Here is a 15,786-nt window from a genome sequence, read left to right as displayed (position 1 = left end):
CGGGCGCGGACCGACGCAACGCACGACGGCGACCTCCCGCCGTCGTGCGTCTCTTGCCCTTGCTGTCCGGCCCAGCGGGCTGTCGCCTACGGTGTGGGCTTTCAATTGCTCGCCGCGTTCTCGCTCTCCGTCTCCTTCGCTCCGGACCCGGCGTATGAAGCGGAGACCCTCCGGTAGACCGGTGTAAGGAACGCGATTCCGGCCACCACGATCATGATGGTGCCGGCCGCAAGGAACACCAGCGCGATGCCGCGGGACGTCCCCTCGCCCAGCAACGGCTCCAACCGGGCTGCACCTTCAGCGGAGCGGGCATAGGGGATGAGCCAGAATTGGGCGATCGGGGCAATGAGGAAAGCAGTAACAGGTGCCGCCGCGGATTCGAAGGCCATGGCAAAGCCAAAAACCCTGCCTTGGCGGTGGAGCGGCACCACTTTCTGTATGACGGTCTGCTCAGCCGCTTCCACCACGGGAACCAATGCCATGTAGAGCCAGATCCCCACAATGTAGAGCCAGGCCCATTCGCGCAACGTAAACACGGCACCCACTAAGCCCATGACTGCCACAGCAAGGAGCAAGGTCCGCAACGGGTTCTGCCCGAGACCGAATTTGCTGATCAACGCGCCGCCCAGGATGAAGCCCGTGGCTCCGATGGCGAAGACAGTTCCCCACATTTCCACGGAGAACATCTCCAGGCCGTAGGGGTCCATCAACGCCATGTAGACGCCGCCGATGAAGTTGTTGAACGTTGAGAACAGGATCAGTGCGAACAGCCCGGAGATCGCCATGACGGCCGCCCATGATCCGCGCAGGTCAAAGCCGCCTTGGGCATCGGACGCAGCAGCACGCACTTCTTCGGGCAGCCGGAGACTCAGCAGATGAGCGAAGGCGAGAACGGTCATGACGATGGCCACCACCACCGTCCAGCCCATCCCCAACAGGCCGACGGAGAGGCCCGAGAGCACGGAAGTGACAATGAACATCAGCCCCTGCACCATCCCGACCAGGCCGTTGGCGTTGGCCCGCCGATCGGGTTCGATCAGGATGGTCACCGTGGTGGAGAGGGCAATGTTGCGCAGGTTCTCCACCACGGCACCGACGAGGATGATGACCGTGAAGATCCAGAACCACGGCTGGGCAAGGTCCAGCAGCGCCGCTTCGGGTGTCACCAGGAACATGAGGCCTGAGAGCACAAACATCACCATGGTGAAGGCTCCGGCGAACCGCATCACGGCAAGCTTCCGGTATCGGTCCACGAACGTGCCGAAACTGATGCTGGAGAGGGCGATCAACAGCATGTAGGCGCCGCCGATAACCCCCGTGGCAATGACGTTGCGGGTTTCCAGGTACACCCAGAAGGTCAACGCGAACCACAAATAGCTGGTGGTGATATTCGCCAGGGCAGTGTTGACCAGGATCCCGGTAAAGGTACGGGACCGCTCTGCCGGCGTCCGTAGGGAGAGGTCGATGGCGTCGGAATCGCCGGCCTGGGCCGGGACCTGCTCGCTCATGCCCCTTAGTAAACCATCCGGGCTATTTCCCCGGTAGTATCGGCAGGGAATCCTGAAGAAGCTTGGGGGGAATGTTCTAATGACGGAAGTTCGGGGGCAGCTGTCCTTCACCGACGACCTCGGCCGTGACCTGCAACTTCAGGAGTACGGATTGGACCCCGAGGCAGGCTCCCCCTTGCTTCCCAACGCTGCGGTGATGAGCGCCCTGCAGAACCTCGTGCGTCTCGCCACTGAGTTGTGCGGCGCTCCCTTCGGAGTGGTGAACATCATCAGTGCCGAGTACCAGCACCAGATCGGCGCCTGGGGCGTTGACCCGGGCGTGTGCTCCCGCGAAGATTCGATGTGCGCAAAAGTCTTCCTGTCGCGTGAACGGACCGTCGTGGCCGACGCCTCCAAGGATCCGCGTTTCGCCGACAACCCGTTCGTCACCGGGGAAATCGGCAAAGTACGCTTCTATGCCTCCGTGCCCCTGCAGACAGAGTCGGGTTTTGTCCCGGGCACACTCTGTGTTTTCTCCGACAAGACCAACGAGCTGCGGCCTGAGCAGGTGAGCATGCTGGAGGTCCTCGCCAAGCAGGTGGTGGAGCTGCTTGAGTTGCAGCACCGCACCGTCCAGCTGGACAGGACCTACAGCGAACTCAAGGACAGCAACGCCAAGCTTGCCGGTTTCGCGGGCAGGGTCAGCCACGACCTCCGCATCCCGCTGACCACCATCCTTGGCTATGTGGAGTTGGTGGAGGACGACCCCGACGTCGAACCAAACAGCACTGCCGCACGATACCTGGACCGGATTGGTGCCAGCGGGCGGCGGATGCTGGGCATGCTCGAAGACGTCCTCAGCTACTCCCGCGTGGGTGGCGGAATCCAGCCGGAACAGATCTCCTTGCGGGAAGTCACGGAGGAGGTCATCGGCGACCTCGGGGTGGAGCACGCCGGAATCGTGGAAGTTGAAGACATCAGCTTGCGTGCGGACCGTGGCCAGCTCCGCATCCTGCTCCAGAACCTGGTGTCCAACGCCATGAACTACAGCAGCCCCGAGCGGGAACTCAGGATCCGCATCAGCGGCGTGTCCAACTACCACGGCACCACCGTGTTCGTGGCCGATAACGGCAAGGGCATCGCGCCGGAGGACCGCGCCAAAGTCCTGGAACCCCTGGTGCGCCTGCGACGCAATGGTGATGGACCAGGCTCCGGCCTCGGCCTGGCTACATGCAGCAACATCGCCAAAGCACACGGCGGGGATCTCAACCTCGCAGAAACACCGGGCGGCGGCACCACGGTGGCCGTCAGCTTTCCCGCCGAACCCTAGCCACGCACCTGGTGATGGGGCCGCACGACGGCGGACACCCGCCGTCGTGCCTTTCTTACCGGTCCTTGGGCTGCTTGGCGGGGCCGTTTCCTTTTTGTTTGTCCGGCTTGTTGCCGCCACGATCCTTGCCCTTCTCATCCGCCGTCGCTGCCCCTGGCACTGCGGCCGGGACGGGAGCAGGCGCCTGGACGGCAGGGACCGGCGCAGGTTCCGGCAGGTTGACCACTTCAGCAGGAACGGCGGCCGCGGGGTCGGCCTCGACGGGCGTGACACCGGCGGGCGTCGGCACAACCGGAACAACCGGCGCGGCAGGCTGAGGATCCGCTTGCGACACTTCCGATTCTGCGGGCAGGGAGTTGTCTGCCGTGGAACCTGAGGGAGCCAGGCCTTGAGTAAACAGCACCAGCGCCAAAGGCACGGTCACCGCAGCTGCTCCGACACCCCAGACAGTCTTGGGCCGCCGCTTATGAAGGGTCATGACCGTGGCCATCGAAACCTTGGTTTCGGCAGCGCGCACCGGCGGCCGGGAGGGCAAAGGCGGCAGCACCGCCGTCCTGCGCCCGGCCTGGATTCCGTCATCAGCAAGGGCCTGCTCTACGCCGGCTGCGGCGGGACGTTTTCCGGGATCCATGTCGGTCATGGTTTCCAGCAGCGAACGCAGCGGGGCAGGCAACCCGGCCGGTATTTCCGGCGCGCGGTGCAGGCGCGCCGAAGCGGTCTCGATAGGGGTGCCGGGGTATTCAGCCTTGCCGGTGAGGCACTCGAGGAGCACCAGCCCCAATGAGTAGATGTCGCTCGCGGGAGTCAGGCCCAGGCCCTGCGCCTGCTCGGGGCTGAGGTACTGGGCGGTGCCCACGGTAAAGCCCGTTGCCGTAAGGCGGCTGTCGTTCACCACCAGGGCGACGCCAAAGTCCGCCAGCTTAACCTTTTGGGCGAGCCCGGCGTCGTCGGATACCAGGATATTGGCTGGCTTGATGTCCCGGTGGATGACGCCGTGGCCATGCACCTGGGAGAGTGCGCCCGCGATCTGCGCCCCGATGCGGGCAACCTCGGGGACGGTGAGCGGACCGTCGGCCAATAGGGCCCGGAGGTCACGGCCTTCAGCGAGTTCCATGACCAGGTACGCCCGCTCTTCGTCGTTGCGTGTATCGACGCCCACGTCGAAGGCAGCCACGAGCCCGGGGTGGTCAAAACTGGCCAGGAGACGCATCTCAGTTTCCTGCCGGGCACGGAACGAATCGTCGCCTGAGCCCGGGAGGAAGATCTTGATGGCCACGTCACGGCCAAGAAGCAGGTCTGTGGCCCGGTACACGGTCGACATGGCCCCACGGCCCAAAACCGGACCCAGCTGGTATCGGCCATCCAGTGTGTCGTCGATGGAATCGGGGACGCGGGAGTCCACGGCCTCGTCATTGTTGCCCACGAATTGTCACGCCCTTCAGGCCCCACCCGGCTGCACGTAACCCCGGGGGGTCCGCCGTCACCAAGTAATGCCGTCAATCAAACTTTCACGGTAGCCGCGCGTCGCCGACTGCTTCAACAACCGCGGCTTGAGCGACCCCCAGCCCAAACAGCATCATCCGGTTCACCAGATTAGTAATCAGGATACTTAGTAAGAGGGGGGAGGGCAATGCGGCGTCATCGTCCGTTGTACTCGTCGTGGGTGGTGGCTCTCAGGCTTCGGGGATGACCATGGCGAAACGTTCTTCGCGCGCCACGTCGGGGTCCGGTCCACTGCGGACGCCGGTGTCGAGGGCGTCGATGGCCGCGAGCTCCGCAGTAGAGAGTTCGAAGCCGAACACGTCGAAGTTCTCGGCGATGCGCGCCGGATTGGTTGACTTGGGGATAGCCGAGCGGCCCTGCTGCAGGTGCCAGCGAAGCATGACCTGCGCCGGGGTTTTCCCGTGGGCCTGAGCGATGACGGCAATCTCCGGGTCCTGCATGACGTTGCGGCGGTCCTCACCGCCCCAGCCGGGGTAGAAAGTGATGCCGCCGATCGGTGACCACGCCTGGGTAAGAATGCCGTGCTCGGCATCCTTTGCCTGGACGGACAGTTGGGCAAAGTACGGGTGCAGCTCAATCTGGTTCACTGCAGGGACAACGGTCGTGGAGTCGAGCAGCTGATCCATGTGGTGTGGCATGAAGTTGCTGACCCCGATAGCCCGCACCCGACCGTCGGCCAGAAGGGTTTCAAGTGCCTTATATGCTGCGACGGTCTTGTTGAACCGGTCGGGGGCCGGCTGATGCAGGATGAGCAGGTCAAGGTAACCCGTTGCGAGCTTGCCGGCGGCCTTATCCCAAGCGTGCAGCGTCTGGTCGTAGCCATAGTCGCTGACCCAGACCTTGGTCTCGATGAACACTTCGGAACGGTCAAGTCCCGATTTCCGGATGCCTTGGCCGACCTCTCGTTCGTTGCCATACGCTGCGGCGGTGTCGATGTGCCGGTACCCGACAGCGAGCGCAGCGTCAACGGCCGCCGTTGTCTGCTCAGGGGCGCTTTGGAAGACGCCAAGACCAAGCGCCGGCATCGTTACGCCGTTATTGAGGGTAAGTTCCATGATCATGCCTTTCACGGTATACAGGTGGGCCGGGTGAGGGCCGTGGCAGGTTTCGTGCTTTCAATGCAACCGTGGTTCCTTATGCTCCGGGAGTCACTGTCGATCCGGGTACCGCCAGTCCCTCCCTGGTCCCAGTGGGGGCGCGTAGCGTGGATGCCATGACACAGAGCGATGACGTGCGGAAGTTCCTGAGTTCCCGCCGTGCACGGATCACGCCGGAGGAAGCCGGCCTGCCTGCCTATGGCGGTAACCGGCGCGTTACCGGGCTGCGCCGCGAGGAAGTCGCGATGCTCGCCGGGATGAGCATCGACTACTACATCCGGCTTGAGCGCGGAAACCTCTCCGGCGCCTCCGACAGCGTCCTTGAAGCCCTCGCCCGTGCGCTCAAACTCGACGACGCCGAAACGGCCCACCTTTTTGATCTCGCCCGCGCTGCCACCGCTTCCCCGCGGGTGCGGCGCAAGCGCAGCCCGCAGACGGTGCGTCCCAGCGTGCAGCGCGTCATCGATGCGATCACCGCCGCGCCCGCCTGGGTGCGCAACGACCGTGGCGATGTCCTTGCTGCCAACGAACTCGGCCGGGCCCTGTACTTGGACATGATGGCCGAAAAGGTCACCCCGCCGAACAGCGCCCGGTTCACCTTCCTGAACCCGAAAGCGCAGGAGTTCTTCGCAGATTGGGAACGCAGCGCGGACGACGTCGTCGCGGTCCTTCGCTCCGCAGCAGGGAAAAACCCCTACGACAAAGACCTCACGGACCTGGTCGGTGAACTCTCAACCCGCAGCGAAGAGTTCCGCACGCGGTGGGCCCGGCACGACGTGAAATACCACCGCACCGGCCGCAAGCGGCTCCACCACCCCGTCGTCGGCGACCTGGACCTGAGCTACGAAGCAATGGAACTTCCCGCCGACCCTGGACTGCGCATCAACGTCTACACCGCCGATCCGGGCACACCTTCTGAAGACGCCCTGAAAATGCTCGCCAGCTGGGCCGCCACCCAGCGCGAGACGACAGAGACCGCCGTCCAGGAGAGCTGACTTCGACCACCCGTCTGGGCGCAAGGCACAATGGAAAGCATGACCCGAACAACTTTCGCCCTCGTCCGCCACGGCCAGACCGACTGGAACGCAGAGCGCCGGTTGCAGGGTTCCACCGATATCCCGCTCAACGACGTCGGTCGTGGCCAGGCGCGCGACGCGGTGGCCGCATTGTCGGACCGGCAGTGGGATGTGGTGGTGTCTTCGCCGTTGGGCCGTGCTGCCGAGACCGCGGAGATCATCGCCGAGGGCCTGGGACTCACTGTTTCGCGGCTCGTTCCCGACCTCATCGAACGCAGCTTTGGGCCTGCGGAAGGCTTGCAGGCGGGCCCCGAGCTGGAGGCACTGCGTATCCCCGGCGGCTTCCGCGGAGGCGAGAGCGACGACAACGCTGCCACGCGCGGACTGGCGGCACTTGAGTCACTGGCCAGTGAGTTCGCCGGCAAGCGTGTCCTGGTGGTTGCGCACGGCACCCTGATCCGTTTGACGCTCAATCGCGCCATCGGCCGAACGCTGGACAGCGTCCATAACGCCGTCCTGAACCTTGCCCACCACCACGTCACGGACGGTTGGGAGTTGGAGTACTTCAACGGCGAACGGGTGACGGCCGACGTCGACGCCTGAGATGACCGCCTTGGCCCCGCCAACTACCTGGCCCCGAGCCGCGCTTTGAGCTGCTCCGCATAGTCCCCGTAGGCTGCCGCGATCTCTTCCAGGTCGACAGTTTGGGGAAAGTCGATCACGGGCTGGTGCTCCGCCAGATAGGTGGTGGTTTCCTCAACCACCAGCTGCTCGTCGAAGCCGTCCAGGCCGGCTTCGGCGAGGAATTCCGGGTTGGTGTGGACCAGGGATTCCCCGGTTTGCCCTTCAGATCTCCAGCGCACCAGGTATTCGTTCTGGTTCACGGGCTCGATGTCGAATGTCTTCTCCATGGAAGCAGCCTACGCTGTGCGGAGGGTCCTGCCGTCCACGGCGGGACAAGAGCAAAAGCACGACGGCGGAAGGTCGCCGTCGTGCCTTTCTTGCCTTAAGGTCGGCTGCTGAATCTTAGCCGCTCAGACCTCGGGACGATGCTCAACTACTGTCGTCGGCGCCGTGCGCCGCTCGACGACGGTGCGGCGGGTCCTGTTGGACATGGCAATGGAGATGATCAGGCCGATGACGCCTACCACGATCAGGATGTACCCAACCAGGACCTGGTCCAGGAAGGGGATGAGTCCGGGGGCGAGCGCGAAGGCCAGGATGGCACCGATGGCGATCAGGGCAATGGAAGAACCGATTCTCATAACGTGCTCCTCATGTTTGTCCAGCGCGAGGTAGCACCCTCGGCCGGATTCGTGTCATCAGGATACTTATCTTTTGCCGCTCCCACCAGCATTTGCTGAATGCTGTGTTCAGCGCCCGAAGCGGGCGGCCAGCCTGGCGATTGCTTCCTCCGGGGTGGGAACCGGGCCGAAGACCTGCTCCTGGCGGCTGGTGTCGGCCACGTATTTCCCGGTATCCCACCATGCCACCATGCTGGCCATGTCACTGACCAGCGGGACGACCTTTGAGGTGACCCTGCCGAGGCCAATGAGCAAGGGCTCGGGCATGGCCATGACCTTGACCGGCTTATCGGAGTGCTTCTCAACCAGGGAGGCCACCTCGAGGATGCTGACCGGGCGGGTCCAGCCGATATCGATCCTCTCCCCGTCAGCCACGTCGGCGTCCACCGCCTCCGCCAAATACCCGGCAAGGTCGCTGGCGAGCACGAACGTGAGCGGCACATCCTTGGAACCCAGCCACGTAAGCCGCCCTCTATCGAAGGGGTTGCCGCCACCCATGGTGGCCACCTGGTCGAAGAAAGCCCCGGGACGGAGTGCAACGAATGGCACTCCGAGTTCTTCCAGCTTGTCCTCTGCCAGTTTCTTGTTCCAGAAGTGCGGGATTTGTGGTGTTTGGTCGCTGGTGACGATGCTGATGAGAACGAACCGCGGCACGCCGGCGTATTTGGCCGCAACCGCGAGGTTGCTGTTGCCGTAGGTATCGATGGCTTTGGCGTTCTTGTCGTTCCGCGTATATCCGGCAGCCGTCGAGACGACCGCGGACACGCCCGTCATCGCGGTGATCAGGGAACCGGCGTCGAGCATATCGCCCCGGACTACCTCCACGCCCTTCGCCTCAAGCTTCGCCGCGCTGGACTGCGGCCGGACCAGGGCCCGGACCTTCTTGCCGCGCTTGAGCAGCTCATCAACAACCTGGCCACCCAGGAAACCGGTGGCGCCAACTACAAGGACAGGCAGATCGTCAGCCATGGATTCTCCCGGAAGTAGTTCCTGGGTCATTGGTAGCACGACCACCCACGCGAGGCCAGACCCTCCCGCGCATCACCGTGGTGGTCATTGCCGGGGTGGCGCGGACTAGGATCGTTTCCATGGCCAGGATTGAGGACTATGCGATGATCGGGGACCTGAACACTGCCGCGCTGGTGGGGCGGAGCGGGTCCATTGATTGGATGTGCCTCCCCCGGTTTGATTCGCCCGCGTGCTTCGCGGCATTGTTGGACTCCCCCGAGGCGGGCCGCTGGTTGATCGCACCCGCCGGGACACCAAGCGAGGGAGTCTGCACCCGCCGCCAGTACCGCGAAGACACGTTGATCCTGGAAACCGAATGGGACGTCGACGGCGGCTCCGTGCGGGTTATCGACTTCATGCCGGTCCGCGATGACGCAGTGGACGTGGTGCGGATCGTCGAGGGGCTCTCCGGCGAGGTGGACATGCACATGGAGCTGGTCCTGCGCTTCGATTACGGCCGGGTAGTGCCGTGGGTACGGCACGGAAAGCACGGCATCAGCGCGGTGGCCGGCCCTGATTCCGCCTACCTCACAACACACGCCCCGCTCGAAGGCCGGGATCGCCGGACCTACAGCGACTTCACCGTCCGCGCCGGCGACAAGGTCCCTTTCGTGCTCCGCTGGGCCCCGAGCCACGAGAAGGAACCACGGCGGATCGACCCCTACCGTGCCCTTGGGGCCACCGGGTCTTTCTGGCTTGAGTGGATCGGCCGCAGTGAAATGGCGGGCAAATACAAGGAACCCGTCGAGAGGTCCCTGATCACCCTCAAGGCCCTGACCTACGCGCCCACCGGCGGGATCGTCGCAGCAGCGACCACGTCGTTGCCGGAGCAGATCGGCGGTCCCCGCAATTGGGATTACCGTTATTGCTGGCTGCGTGACGCCACTTTGACCCTGCAATCCCTCCTCGCGGCCGGGTACACGGAAGAGGCCGCCGCCTGGCGTGATTGGCTGCTCCGCGCCATCGCCGGAGACCCTTCTGAACTTCAGATTGTCTACGGGCTCGACGGCGCCAGGAGACTCCCCGAGGCAGACGTGCCGTGGCTGTCCGGTTACGAAGGTTCACAGCCGGTCCGCACCGGCAACGCAGCCGCTCCGCAGCTACAGCTGGACGTCTGGGGTGAGGTGTTGGACGGCCTCTCCCTCACGCGTGCCGCTTCTCCCGCGGGCACCGTGGACAATTCCTGGGACATCCAGGTGGCACTGATGGAGTACCTCGAAGGAGCCTGGGACAAGCCAGATAACGGACTGTGGGAAATGCGTGGCCCGCGGCAGCACTTCACCCACTCAAAGGTGATGGCATGGGTTGCCGCCGACCGCATGGTCAAGGCCGTGCGCACGTCCGGGTTGCCGGGACCCCACGACCGCTGGGCCGCCCTGCGGAGCGAAATACACGCCGACGTCATGGCCAAGGGCTTCGACACAAACCGCAACACCTTTGTCCAGGCCTACGGCAGCAAGGAACTCGACGCGAGCCTGCTCCTGATACCCCGTGTTGGCTTCCTGCCGCACAGGCACCCCGGAGTGGTCGGGATGGTGGATGCCATCCAAAAGGAGCTCACCGAGGACGGCTTCGTGCTGCGCTACCGCACCGATTCCGGCCACGACGGACTGCCCGGCGATGAAGGCGTTTTCCTGGCCTGCTCATTCTGGCTGGTCGACGCCTTGTTGGGCATAGGCCGCAAGGATGAGGCTACGGAACTCTTTGAAAGGCTCCTGACGCTACGCAACGATGTTGGCTTGCTCAGCGAAGAATGGGACCCGCGCACCCAACGGCAGTTGGGCAATACGCCGCAGGCTTTCAGCCACTTCCCGCTCATCCACAGTGCCATGCAGCTGCACCACGGAGAGGCCCACAGCAGCGACCAGCCGATGGGCCATCCCAAGCATCCGACCTCGGCCGGGGGATCTATGCTTCGGAATGATCCTCGCCTTCGCTAGCGGACGGTTCACCCTTGTGGCTGGCTTCTTCGAGGTGCAGGTCCAACTTGCGTTCGGCTTCCCGACGGCGCTGCCCTACGGTCCTCATCTGCTGGGTTGTCGGGTCTCCCCGGTCCTCTGACGCTGTGCCCGACGGCGTGTCGGGCTGCTCTCGCTCCTGTTCGCCCATACGAAGATCGTCCCATCGCCAGCGCCTTTGCGGTAGCGGCACTTACCGGGCAGCCGTGTTGTGAGGCCCGCTCCGCACCCTCCGACGTGATCTTTGGGCGCAGAGCGGGCCTAGCAACGAGTGGTCAGCGGCGGGTTTCGCCGGTTCCCGTGCCCTCGGTATCGATGCGCTCCTTGCGGACTTCCTCATCCACCTGGACTTCGTCGGTGACCGTGTCCTTTTCGAGGCGTACGCGCTCCACCGGCACGGTCTCCTTGTCCACCACCGGACGCTCCTCGTGCAGCGTTACCTCATGTTCGCTCTCCGTGAGTTCAGGACCACTCATGGCATCGCCCGAGTTCCCGTCCGTGATCGGTTCACGTTCGACCCGGACTTCCTCGCGCTGCACCGGGACGGTCGTGGTGACGTTCTCGGTGGTGATGTACTTGCGCAGGCGGGCACGGCCGGTGGCCTGGCTTTCCTTGCCAACGTTGAGCCGTTCCTCCGAGCGTGTCATTGCGCCGTCGTCGTCGCGGGTTGTCCCTGAGTCGCGGACCGCCTCCGTGTCGCGGGTTGTGCTGGTGTCGCGGGTCGCGTAGTCATCCCGTCCGCTAAATCCGGTCCCACCATCCAGCTGGTAGTGATTGTAGAGGCGGACTTCCTCGCCCGGGTCGAGGTGCCCGTCTTCGGCAACCCTCGGCGCGTCCTTGATGTGGTCCTTGCTGTACGGAACTACCACGTCATCGCCGTCCACCGTGGCTTCCTGGAGTGGAATGAACGATTCCGAACTGCCAAAAAGGCCCGTCTTGACGGTGACCCATGTGGGTTCGCCGGTGTCATCGTCGGTGTAGAACGTGCCGATGGATCCGACCTTGTCACCCTCTGTGGTGCGGACGTTTCCATTCAGGCCCATCAGGCGGTCAATGTTTTCCCTCGCGAGCATGATGTCTCCTTGGAATGCGGTTCTCTTACTGTGGATTTGCCGAGCGGGCTGCATCACCGGGCAGGATTTCCGGACGCCGACGGGGAACTGAATCAACCCATCGACTTCAAGGAACAAATAATGATAAGCATGCTTAGCGTTTGCTTGGCAAGGCCCCGGGCCAAGTATTCCCACGCTTGCTATCCGGGCCAGCAGGAGCTTACGCTCGATGAGGAGAAACTGTACTTGTGCCAAAGGTATCCACCTCTCTTTAACCCTTCAGGGTCCACAATGACTGCTCAGTCAGCACAGCAACCTCTTTCTTCCTCCCACCAGGCACGCCAACCCAGTTGCGAAAAGTGCCGCACCAATCAACACCTCATGGTCGACACCATCGACGCCCATTCAGACCTCTCGGTGGGCCTTGTCCGCGTCCGTTACAACTGCAGAAAGTGCGGATCCTTCCGCGCGCATGCAGCAACGGTTGCCGACGTCGCCGATGTCCTCAACACCTCTAACCCATCCTCCGGACTGCTGCAGTTCGGAAAGCATTTCCTGCACTGCGGGATACCAATGCATACCGGCGCCGGGAAGCTGACCCAGCTGTCCGCCACCACCGGGCGCATCGTCGATCCGGAGCTTGAGGTCTACCTCAACACCCGGGTCCTGCACTGCGATGAGTGCGGCTTCCAGATGGAAATCCCGGACTAGCCTGCCGCCCATGCGGCACCCGTGCCATGAAGCGTCCGTCGGCGAGCACCGCCGTCGGACGCTTTTCGTATGCCTGCCAAAGCCCGACGCACGGATCGCTCCAGGCACCTGTGATTGTGGGCGCAAGTGTTCGCGTGCCAGTGTTTGGGCATGCTGGCTTCCGCAGGTAGCGTGAGCCACAGACAGGTATTGCTCCGCAGCGCGCGGACCATTCCCGAGGACGAGCCCCTAGGAGCCAGCCCATGAGCAGATCCCATCGAACGTCACAGCGCGAGCCGAACAACGCCGTCGAGCTCAATCCCCTGTTCAGCAGGCCCGGAGAGTCAACCATCTTTCCGCGCTTCACCATGCCCGAGGGCGAGGCCCTGCCATCCACGGCTTACCAGGTTGTCCACGACGAAGCGATGCTCGACGGAAACTCGCGACTGAACCTCGCGACGTTCGTGGGGACATGGATGGAACCCGAAGCGTCCCAGCTGTATGCCGAAACGTTCGACAAGAACATGATCGACAAGGACGAGTACCCTCAAACGGCACTCATCGAAACTCGATGCTGGCGGATGCTCGCGGACCTGTGGAATGCGCCGGACCCGGAAAAGAGCATCGGAACATCCACCATCGGCTCCTCCGAAGCCTGCATGCTGGGCGGCCTGGCGTTGAAACGCCGTTGGCAGCACGCCCGGCGCGAGGCAGGGAAGCCAACCGACAAGCCCAATCTCGTCCTCAGCTCCGCCGTCCAGGTGTGCTGGGAAAAGTTCTGCAACTATTGGGAGGTGGAGCCCAAATTCGTTCCTGTCTCCGCTGAACACCCGATGCTCGACGGGCATGACCTGGACCAGTACGTCGACGAAAACACCATCGGCGTCGTAGCCATCATGGGTGTCACATACACCGGCGTCTACGAACCCGTCCGCCTGATTTCCGAGGCCCTCGACGACATTCAAGAACGCCGCGGCCTGGACATTCCCATTCACGTCGACGGCGCCTCCGGAGCCATGGTGGCACCTTTCCTGCAGCCACAAACGGTCTGGGATTTCCGGCTCCCGCGGGTTGCTTCCATCAACACCTCAGGCCACAAATACGGGTTGGTCTACCCCGGCCTGGGCTGGGTGGTCTGGCGGGACGCAGCGGCACTGCCCGAAGACCTGATCTTCCACGTCAGCTATCTCGGTGGTGATATGCCCACCTTTGCGCTGAACTTCTCAAGACCCGGCGCCCAGGTCCTGTTGCAGTACTACCTCTTTCTGCGGCTCGGCTTTGCAGGGTACCGGTCGGTTCAGGCGACCTCCCGGGACGTCGCGCTCTACCTGTCCAACGAAATCGGCGCCATGGACGCCTTCACCCTGTGGAGCGATGGTTCAGACATTCCCGTCTTCGCCTGGCAGCTCAAGGACGGCCACACCGAGCACTGGAACCTGCACCACTTGTCGGAGCGATTGCGGATGAATAGATGGCTGGTGCCGGCCTATCCCCTGCCCGACGGCCTCAGTGACATCACGGTTCAAAGGATCGTGGTCCGGAACGGTTTCACGCGCGACCTCGCCTCAAGTTTCCTCGCCGACCTGAAGAAAGAGGTCGACTACCTGGACAGCCTCACCGCGCCAATGCCCGGCGACAAGCAAGCAGAAGGATTCCATCACTGACCCCGTGAAAAGGAGGCACACATGTGCCGTCTCTTTGGACTCCATGCCGGAGCCCGACCGGTACGAGCCACCTTCTGGTTGCTGGACGCCCCGGACAGCCTCTCGGTGCAAAGCCACCGGGAGCCGGACGGGGCCGGGATAGGCACGTACGACGCCGAGGGCGAGGCCCGCATGGCCAAGCAACCATTGGCGGCCTGGCAGGATCATGCTTTCGCCCGCGAGGCGCGCGACCTGAAGAGCACCACCTTCCTGGCACACGTCCGGTACGCGAGCACAGGTGCGCTCACTATGGTCAACACCCACCCCTTCGAGCAGGACAACCGGCTGTTTGCCCACAACGGAGTGCTTCACGGTCTGGACGAACTCGACCGGCGACTAACATCGCTCGGAGTCGCGGGACTGGTGCTGGGGCAATCCGACAGCGAGCGGTTCTTCGCGCTGATCACTGCAGAAACCCGGCTGGCCGGCGGCGATGTTGGTGCGGGCATTGTGCAGGCCGTGCGCTGGATCGCGCGCGAACTGCCCGTCTTCAGCCTCAACTTCATCCTGTCCACGGCGACCGACATGTGGGCCCTCCGGTACCCAGCAACCCACCCTCTCTATATGTTGAAGCGGAATCCCGCGACAGCGCCGGACCGCGGAGCCCCGCTTGATGCCAGGAGCAAGCGGATCAGTTCCCGCAGCACTGATCTTGCCCGAGCACCTCACGTCCTCTTCGCTACCGAGCCCATGGACAACAATCCCGGTTGGCACCCCCTGGCGTCCGGCGAACTGGTCCATGTTGGCGCGGACCTTACAGTGACCTCCACGGTGCCATTCGACGTCGACCCCGTCCACCTCCTCACGCTCGCGGATCTTGAACCGACGGCAGCGGCTTCGCAGACGCCGTAATCCGCCGCGGGTTGGACCCCTCTAACGCTCGACGGCTGTAACGCTCGACGGCGACCTGCCGCCTCCGCGGGTGGTGGCTCGGGCTCGTGGTGCGGGCTCCTGGTGCGGGCTCGTTGTCGGGGTTTTCCACATAGGCCGGAAAGGGGCTGATCCGGGGGAGGTTCGGCGTGACAGGGTTCCTGTATGGGAAGCAGCAGGCAGGCGGTGGAGAGGCGGACGGGTTCGTCCCGCGGCGATGCCTTGTCGCTCGATTCTGGTACTAACCCGATGCGGGCCCTGTTCGAAGGTTCGACGGCGACCACGGACCGTGCCAACGATCCGGGGGCGTCGCAGTCCGAGGTCTCACAGCTGTTAAGCGCCTTGGATCCTGCGGATACAAATTACTCCACCCCTGAACTGGCCGACGCATTGGAGGACAGTGCGTCCGCCCTGAGGTGGCTGAGGGCGTCGGCTCCTGGGCAAGCACGGCTCCTTGGGCTGGTTGAGGCTGCGGATTTTGCTGGGCGGGTGGAGGAGCTTTCGCGGTCGTTGGAGTATTTGCAGGTCGTAGCGGCACAGGCTGTGGAACGGACCCGGAATGAAGCTCGAGGCGCCCAGTCCTCCGCCGCCCCCGGCTGGTCCACGGGATGGACCGAGACCTCGCCAGGCACCCAGGAGCACGCTGTTCCCAGCCAGGCCGGTGAGGCCAGCGACGCTCACGCGGTCATCCGGACCAGCGACGCGGCCCTGCTCGATGACGGCTACCGGAACGCCGCACAGTTCCTCCGCGCCCGGTTGCGGATCAGT

14 protein-coding genes and 1 pseudogene are annotated in these 15,786 nt (G+C 63.8%); 8 read left to right on the top strand and 7 right to left on the bottom strand.

The window, feature by feature from the left end; all coding sequences use genetic code 11:
- Positions 1 to 101 precede the first annotated feature (101 nt).
- A complete protein-coding gene (locus tag NEK97_RS15560) occupies positions 102 to 1,508 on the bottom strand; it encodes an MFS transporter (RefSeq protein ID WP_257370711.1) in 1,407 nt (468 codons plus the stop codon).
- A 79-nt stretch (positions 1,509 to 1,587) separates the two neighbouring features.
- Here NEK97_RS15560 and NEK97_RS15555 point away from each other — a divergent pair, with 79 nt between their 5' ends.
- Positions 1,588 to 2,817 (top strand): GAF domain-containing sensor histidine kinase, encoded by a 1,230-nt coding sequence (locus NEK97_RS15555; RefSeq protein WP_257370710.1) that lies wholly within the window; start codon positions 1,588 to 1,590, stop codon positions 2,815 to 2,817.
- 55 nt (positions 2,818 to 2,872) lie between these two features.
- On the opposite strand, the gene NEK97_RS15550 is transcribed toward NEK97_RS15555, so the two are convergent.
- Positions 2,873 to 4,240, bottom strand: a complete 1,368-nt coding sequence (locus NEK97_RS15550) for a serine/threonine-protein kinase (RefSeq protein ID WP_257370709.1) — start codon at positions 4,238 to 4,240, stop codon at positions 2,873 to 2,875.
- Positions 4,241 to 4,490: 250 nt separating this feature from the next.
- Entirely contained in the window at positions 4,491 to 5,375 is an 885-nt protein-coding gene (locus NEK97_RS15545) for an aldo/keto reductase (RefSeq protein ID WP_257370843.1), read from the bottom strand.
- A 158-nt stretch (positions 5,376 to 5,533) separates the two neighbouring features.
- On the opposite strand from NEK97_RS15545, the gene NEK97_RS15540 reads away from it, so the two are divergent.
- Complete coding sequence (locus NEK97_RS15540; protein ID WP_257370708.1) at positions 5,534 to 6,412, top strand: helix-turn-helix transcriptional regulator; 879 nt, start codon at positions 5,534 to 5,536, stop codon at positions 6,410 to 6,412.
- Between the two features lie 30 nt (positions 6,413 to 6,442).
- Positions 6,443 to 7,036, top strand: a complete 594-nt coding sequence (locus tag NEK97_RS15535; protein ID WP_257370707.1) for a histidine phosphatase family protein — start codon at positions 6,443 to 6,445, stop codon at positions 7,034 to 7,036.
- A gap of 23 nt (positions 7,037 to 7,059) precedes the next feature.
- Here NEK97_RS15535 and NEK97_RS15530 read toward each other — a convergent pair whose 3' ends face one another.
- The 3 genes from NEK97_RS15530 to NEK97_RS15520 all read right to left on the bottom strand — a co-directional run bounded on the left by NEK97_RS15530 (position 7,060) and on the right by NEK97_RS15520 (position 8,706).
- The gene (locus tag NEK97_RS15530; RefSeq protein WP_235521209.1) at positions 7,060 to 7,344 is read right to left on the bottom strand and encodes a hypothetical protein; all 285 of its coding nucleotides are present in this window, start codon (positions 7,342 to 7,344) and stop codon (positions 7,060 to 7,062) included.
- 123 nt (positions 7,345 to 7,467) lie between these two features.
- Positions 7,468 to 7,698: a DUF6458 family protein gene (locus NEK97_RS15525; RefSeq protein WP_235521211.1), complete on the bottom strand. Its 231-nt coding sequence runs from the start codon at positions 7,696 to 7,698 to the stop codon at positions 7,468 to 7,470.
- A gap of 108 nt (positions 7,699 to 7,806) precedes the next feature.
- Positions 7,807 to 8,706, bottom strand: a complete 900-nt coding sequence (locus NEK97_RS15520; protein WP_257370706.1) for an SDR family oxidoreductase — start codon at positions 8,704 to 8,706, stop codon at positions 7,807 to 7,809.
- A gap of 119 nt (positions 8,707 to 8,825) precedes the next feature.
- On the opposite strand from NEK97_RS15520, the gene NEK97_RS15515 reads away from it, so the two are divergent.
- The gene (locus tag NEK97_RS15515) at positions 8,826 to 10,685 is read left to right on the top strand and encodes a glycoside hydrolase family 15 protein (protein WP_257370705.1); all 1,860 of its coding nucleotides are present in this window, start codon (positions 8,826 to 8,828) and stop codon (positions 10,683 to 10,685) included.
- A 293-nt stretch (positions 10,686 to 10,978) separates the two neighbouring features.
- On the opposite strand, the gene NEK97_RS15510 is transcribed toward NEK97_RS15515, so the two are convergent.
- Positions 10,979 to 11,776 carry a PRC and DUF2382 domain-containing protein gene (locus NEK97_RS15510; RefSeq protein WP_257370704.1) on the bottom strand — a complete coding sequence of 266 codons (798 nt, stop codon included), beginning with the start codon at positions 11,774 to 11,776 and terminating at the stop codon, positions 10,979 to 10,981.
- Positions 11,777 to 12,136: 360 nt separating this feature from the next.
- On the opposite strand from NEK97_RS15510, the gene NEK97_RS15505 reads away from it, so the two are divergent.
- The 4 genes and pseudogenes from NEK97_RS15505 to NEK97_RS15490 form a co-directional block, all read left to right on the top strand.
- Positions 12,137 to 12,466 (top strand): hypothetical protein, encoded by a 330-nt coding sequence (locus NEK97_RS15505; protein ID WP_257370703.1) that lies wholly within the window; start codon positions 12,137 to 12,139, stop codon positions 12,464 to 12,466.
- A gap of 242 nt (positions 12,467 to 12,708) precedes the next feature.
- Complete coding sequence (locus NEK97_RS15500) at positions 12,709 to 14,109, top strand: glutamate decarboxylase (protein WP_257370702.1); 1,401 nt, start codon at positions 12,709 to 12,711, stop codon at positions 14,107 to 14,109.
- Between the two features lie 21 nt (positions 14,110 to 14,130).
- Positions 14,131 to 15,000, top strand: a complete 870-nt coding sequence (locus NEK97_RS15495; RefSeq protein ID WP_257370701.1) for a class II glutamine amidotransferase — start codon at positions 14,131 to 14,133, stop codon at positions 14,998 to 15,000.
- 183 nt (positions 15,001 to 15,183) lie between these two features.
- Positions 15,184 to 15,786, top strand: a pseudogene (locus NEK97_RS15490) (HNH endonuclease); the annotation flags it as partial.

The organism is Paenarthrobacter sp. UW852 (assembly GCF_024608385.1).
Taxonomy (GTDB): domain Bacteria; phylum Actinomycetota; class Actinomycetes; order Actinomycetales; family Micrococcaceae; genus Arthrobacter.
The sequence above is the reverse complement of the archived record's forward strand: the minus strand, read 5'-3'. Positions and strand labels throughout refer to the sequence as shown.

Coding starts and splice junctions, on each gene's coding strand:
- NEK97_RS15495 (WP_257370701.1), top strand. CDS start 14,131: ATGTGCCGTCTCTTTGGACTCCATGCCGGAGCCCGACCGGTACGAGCC.
- NEK97_RS15540 (WP_257370708.1), top strand. CDS start 5,534: ATGACACAGAGCGATGACGTGCGGAAGTTCCTGAGTTCCCGCCGTGCA.
- NEK97_RS15500 (WP_257370702.1), top strand. CDS start 12,709: ATGAGCAGATCCCATCGAACGTCACAGCGCGAGCCGAACAACGCCGTC.
- NEK97_RS15555 (WP_257370710.1), top strand. CDS start 1,588: ATGACGGAAGTTCGGGGGCAGCTGTCCTTCACCGACGACCTCGGCCGT.
- NEK97_RS15535 (WP_257370707.1), top strand. CDS start 6,443: ATGGAAAGCATGACCCGAACAACTTTCGCCCTCGTCCGCCACGGCCAG.
- NEK97_RS15520 (WP_257370706.1), bottom strand. CDS start 8,706: ATGGCTGACGATCTGCCTGTCCTTGTAGTTGGCGCCACCGGTTTCCTG.
- NEK97_RS15510 (WP_257370704.1), bottom strand. CDS start 11,776: ATGCTCGCGAGGGAAAACATTGACCGCCTGATGGGCCTGAATGGAAAC.
- NEK97_RS15515 (WP_257370705.1), top strand. CDS start 8,826: ATGGCCAGGATTGAGGACTATGCGATGATCGGGGACCTGAACACTGCC.
- NEK97_RS15505 (WP_257370703.1), top strand. CDS start 12,137: ATGGTCGACACCATCGACGCCCATTCAGACCTCTCGGTGGGCCTTGTC.
- NEK97_RS15545 (WP_257370843.1), bottom strand. CDS start 5,375: ATGGAACTTACCCTCAATAACGGCGTAACGATGCCGGCGCTTGGTCTT.
- NEK97_RS15560 (WP_257370711.1), bottom strand. CDS start 1,508: ATGAGCGAGCAGGTCCCGGCCCAGGCCGGCGATTCCGACGCCATCGAC.
- NEK97_RS15525 (WP_235521211.1), bottom strand. CDS start 7,698: ATGAGAATCGGTTCTTCCATTGCCCTGATCGCCATCGGTGCCATCCTG.
- NEK97_RS15530 (WP_235521209.1), bottom strand. CDS start 7,344: ATGGAGAAGACATTCGACATCGAGCCCGTGAACCAGAACGAATACCTG.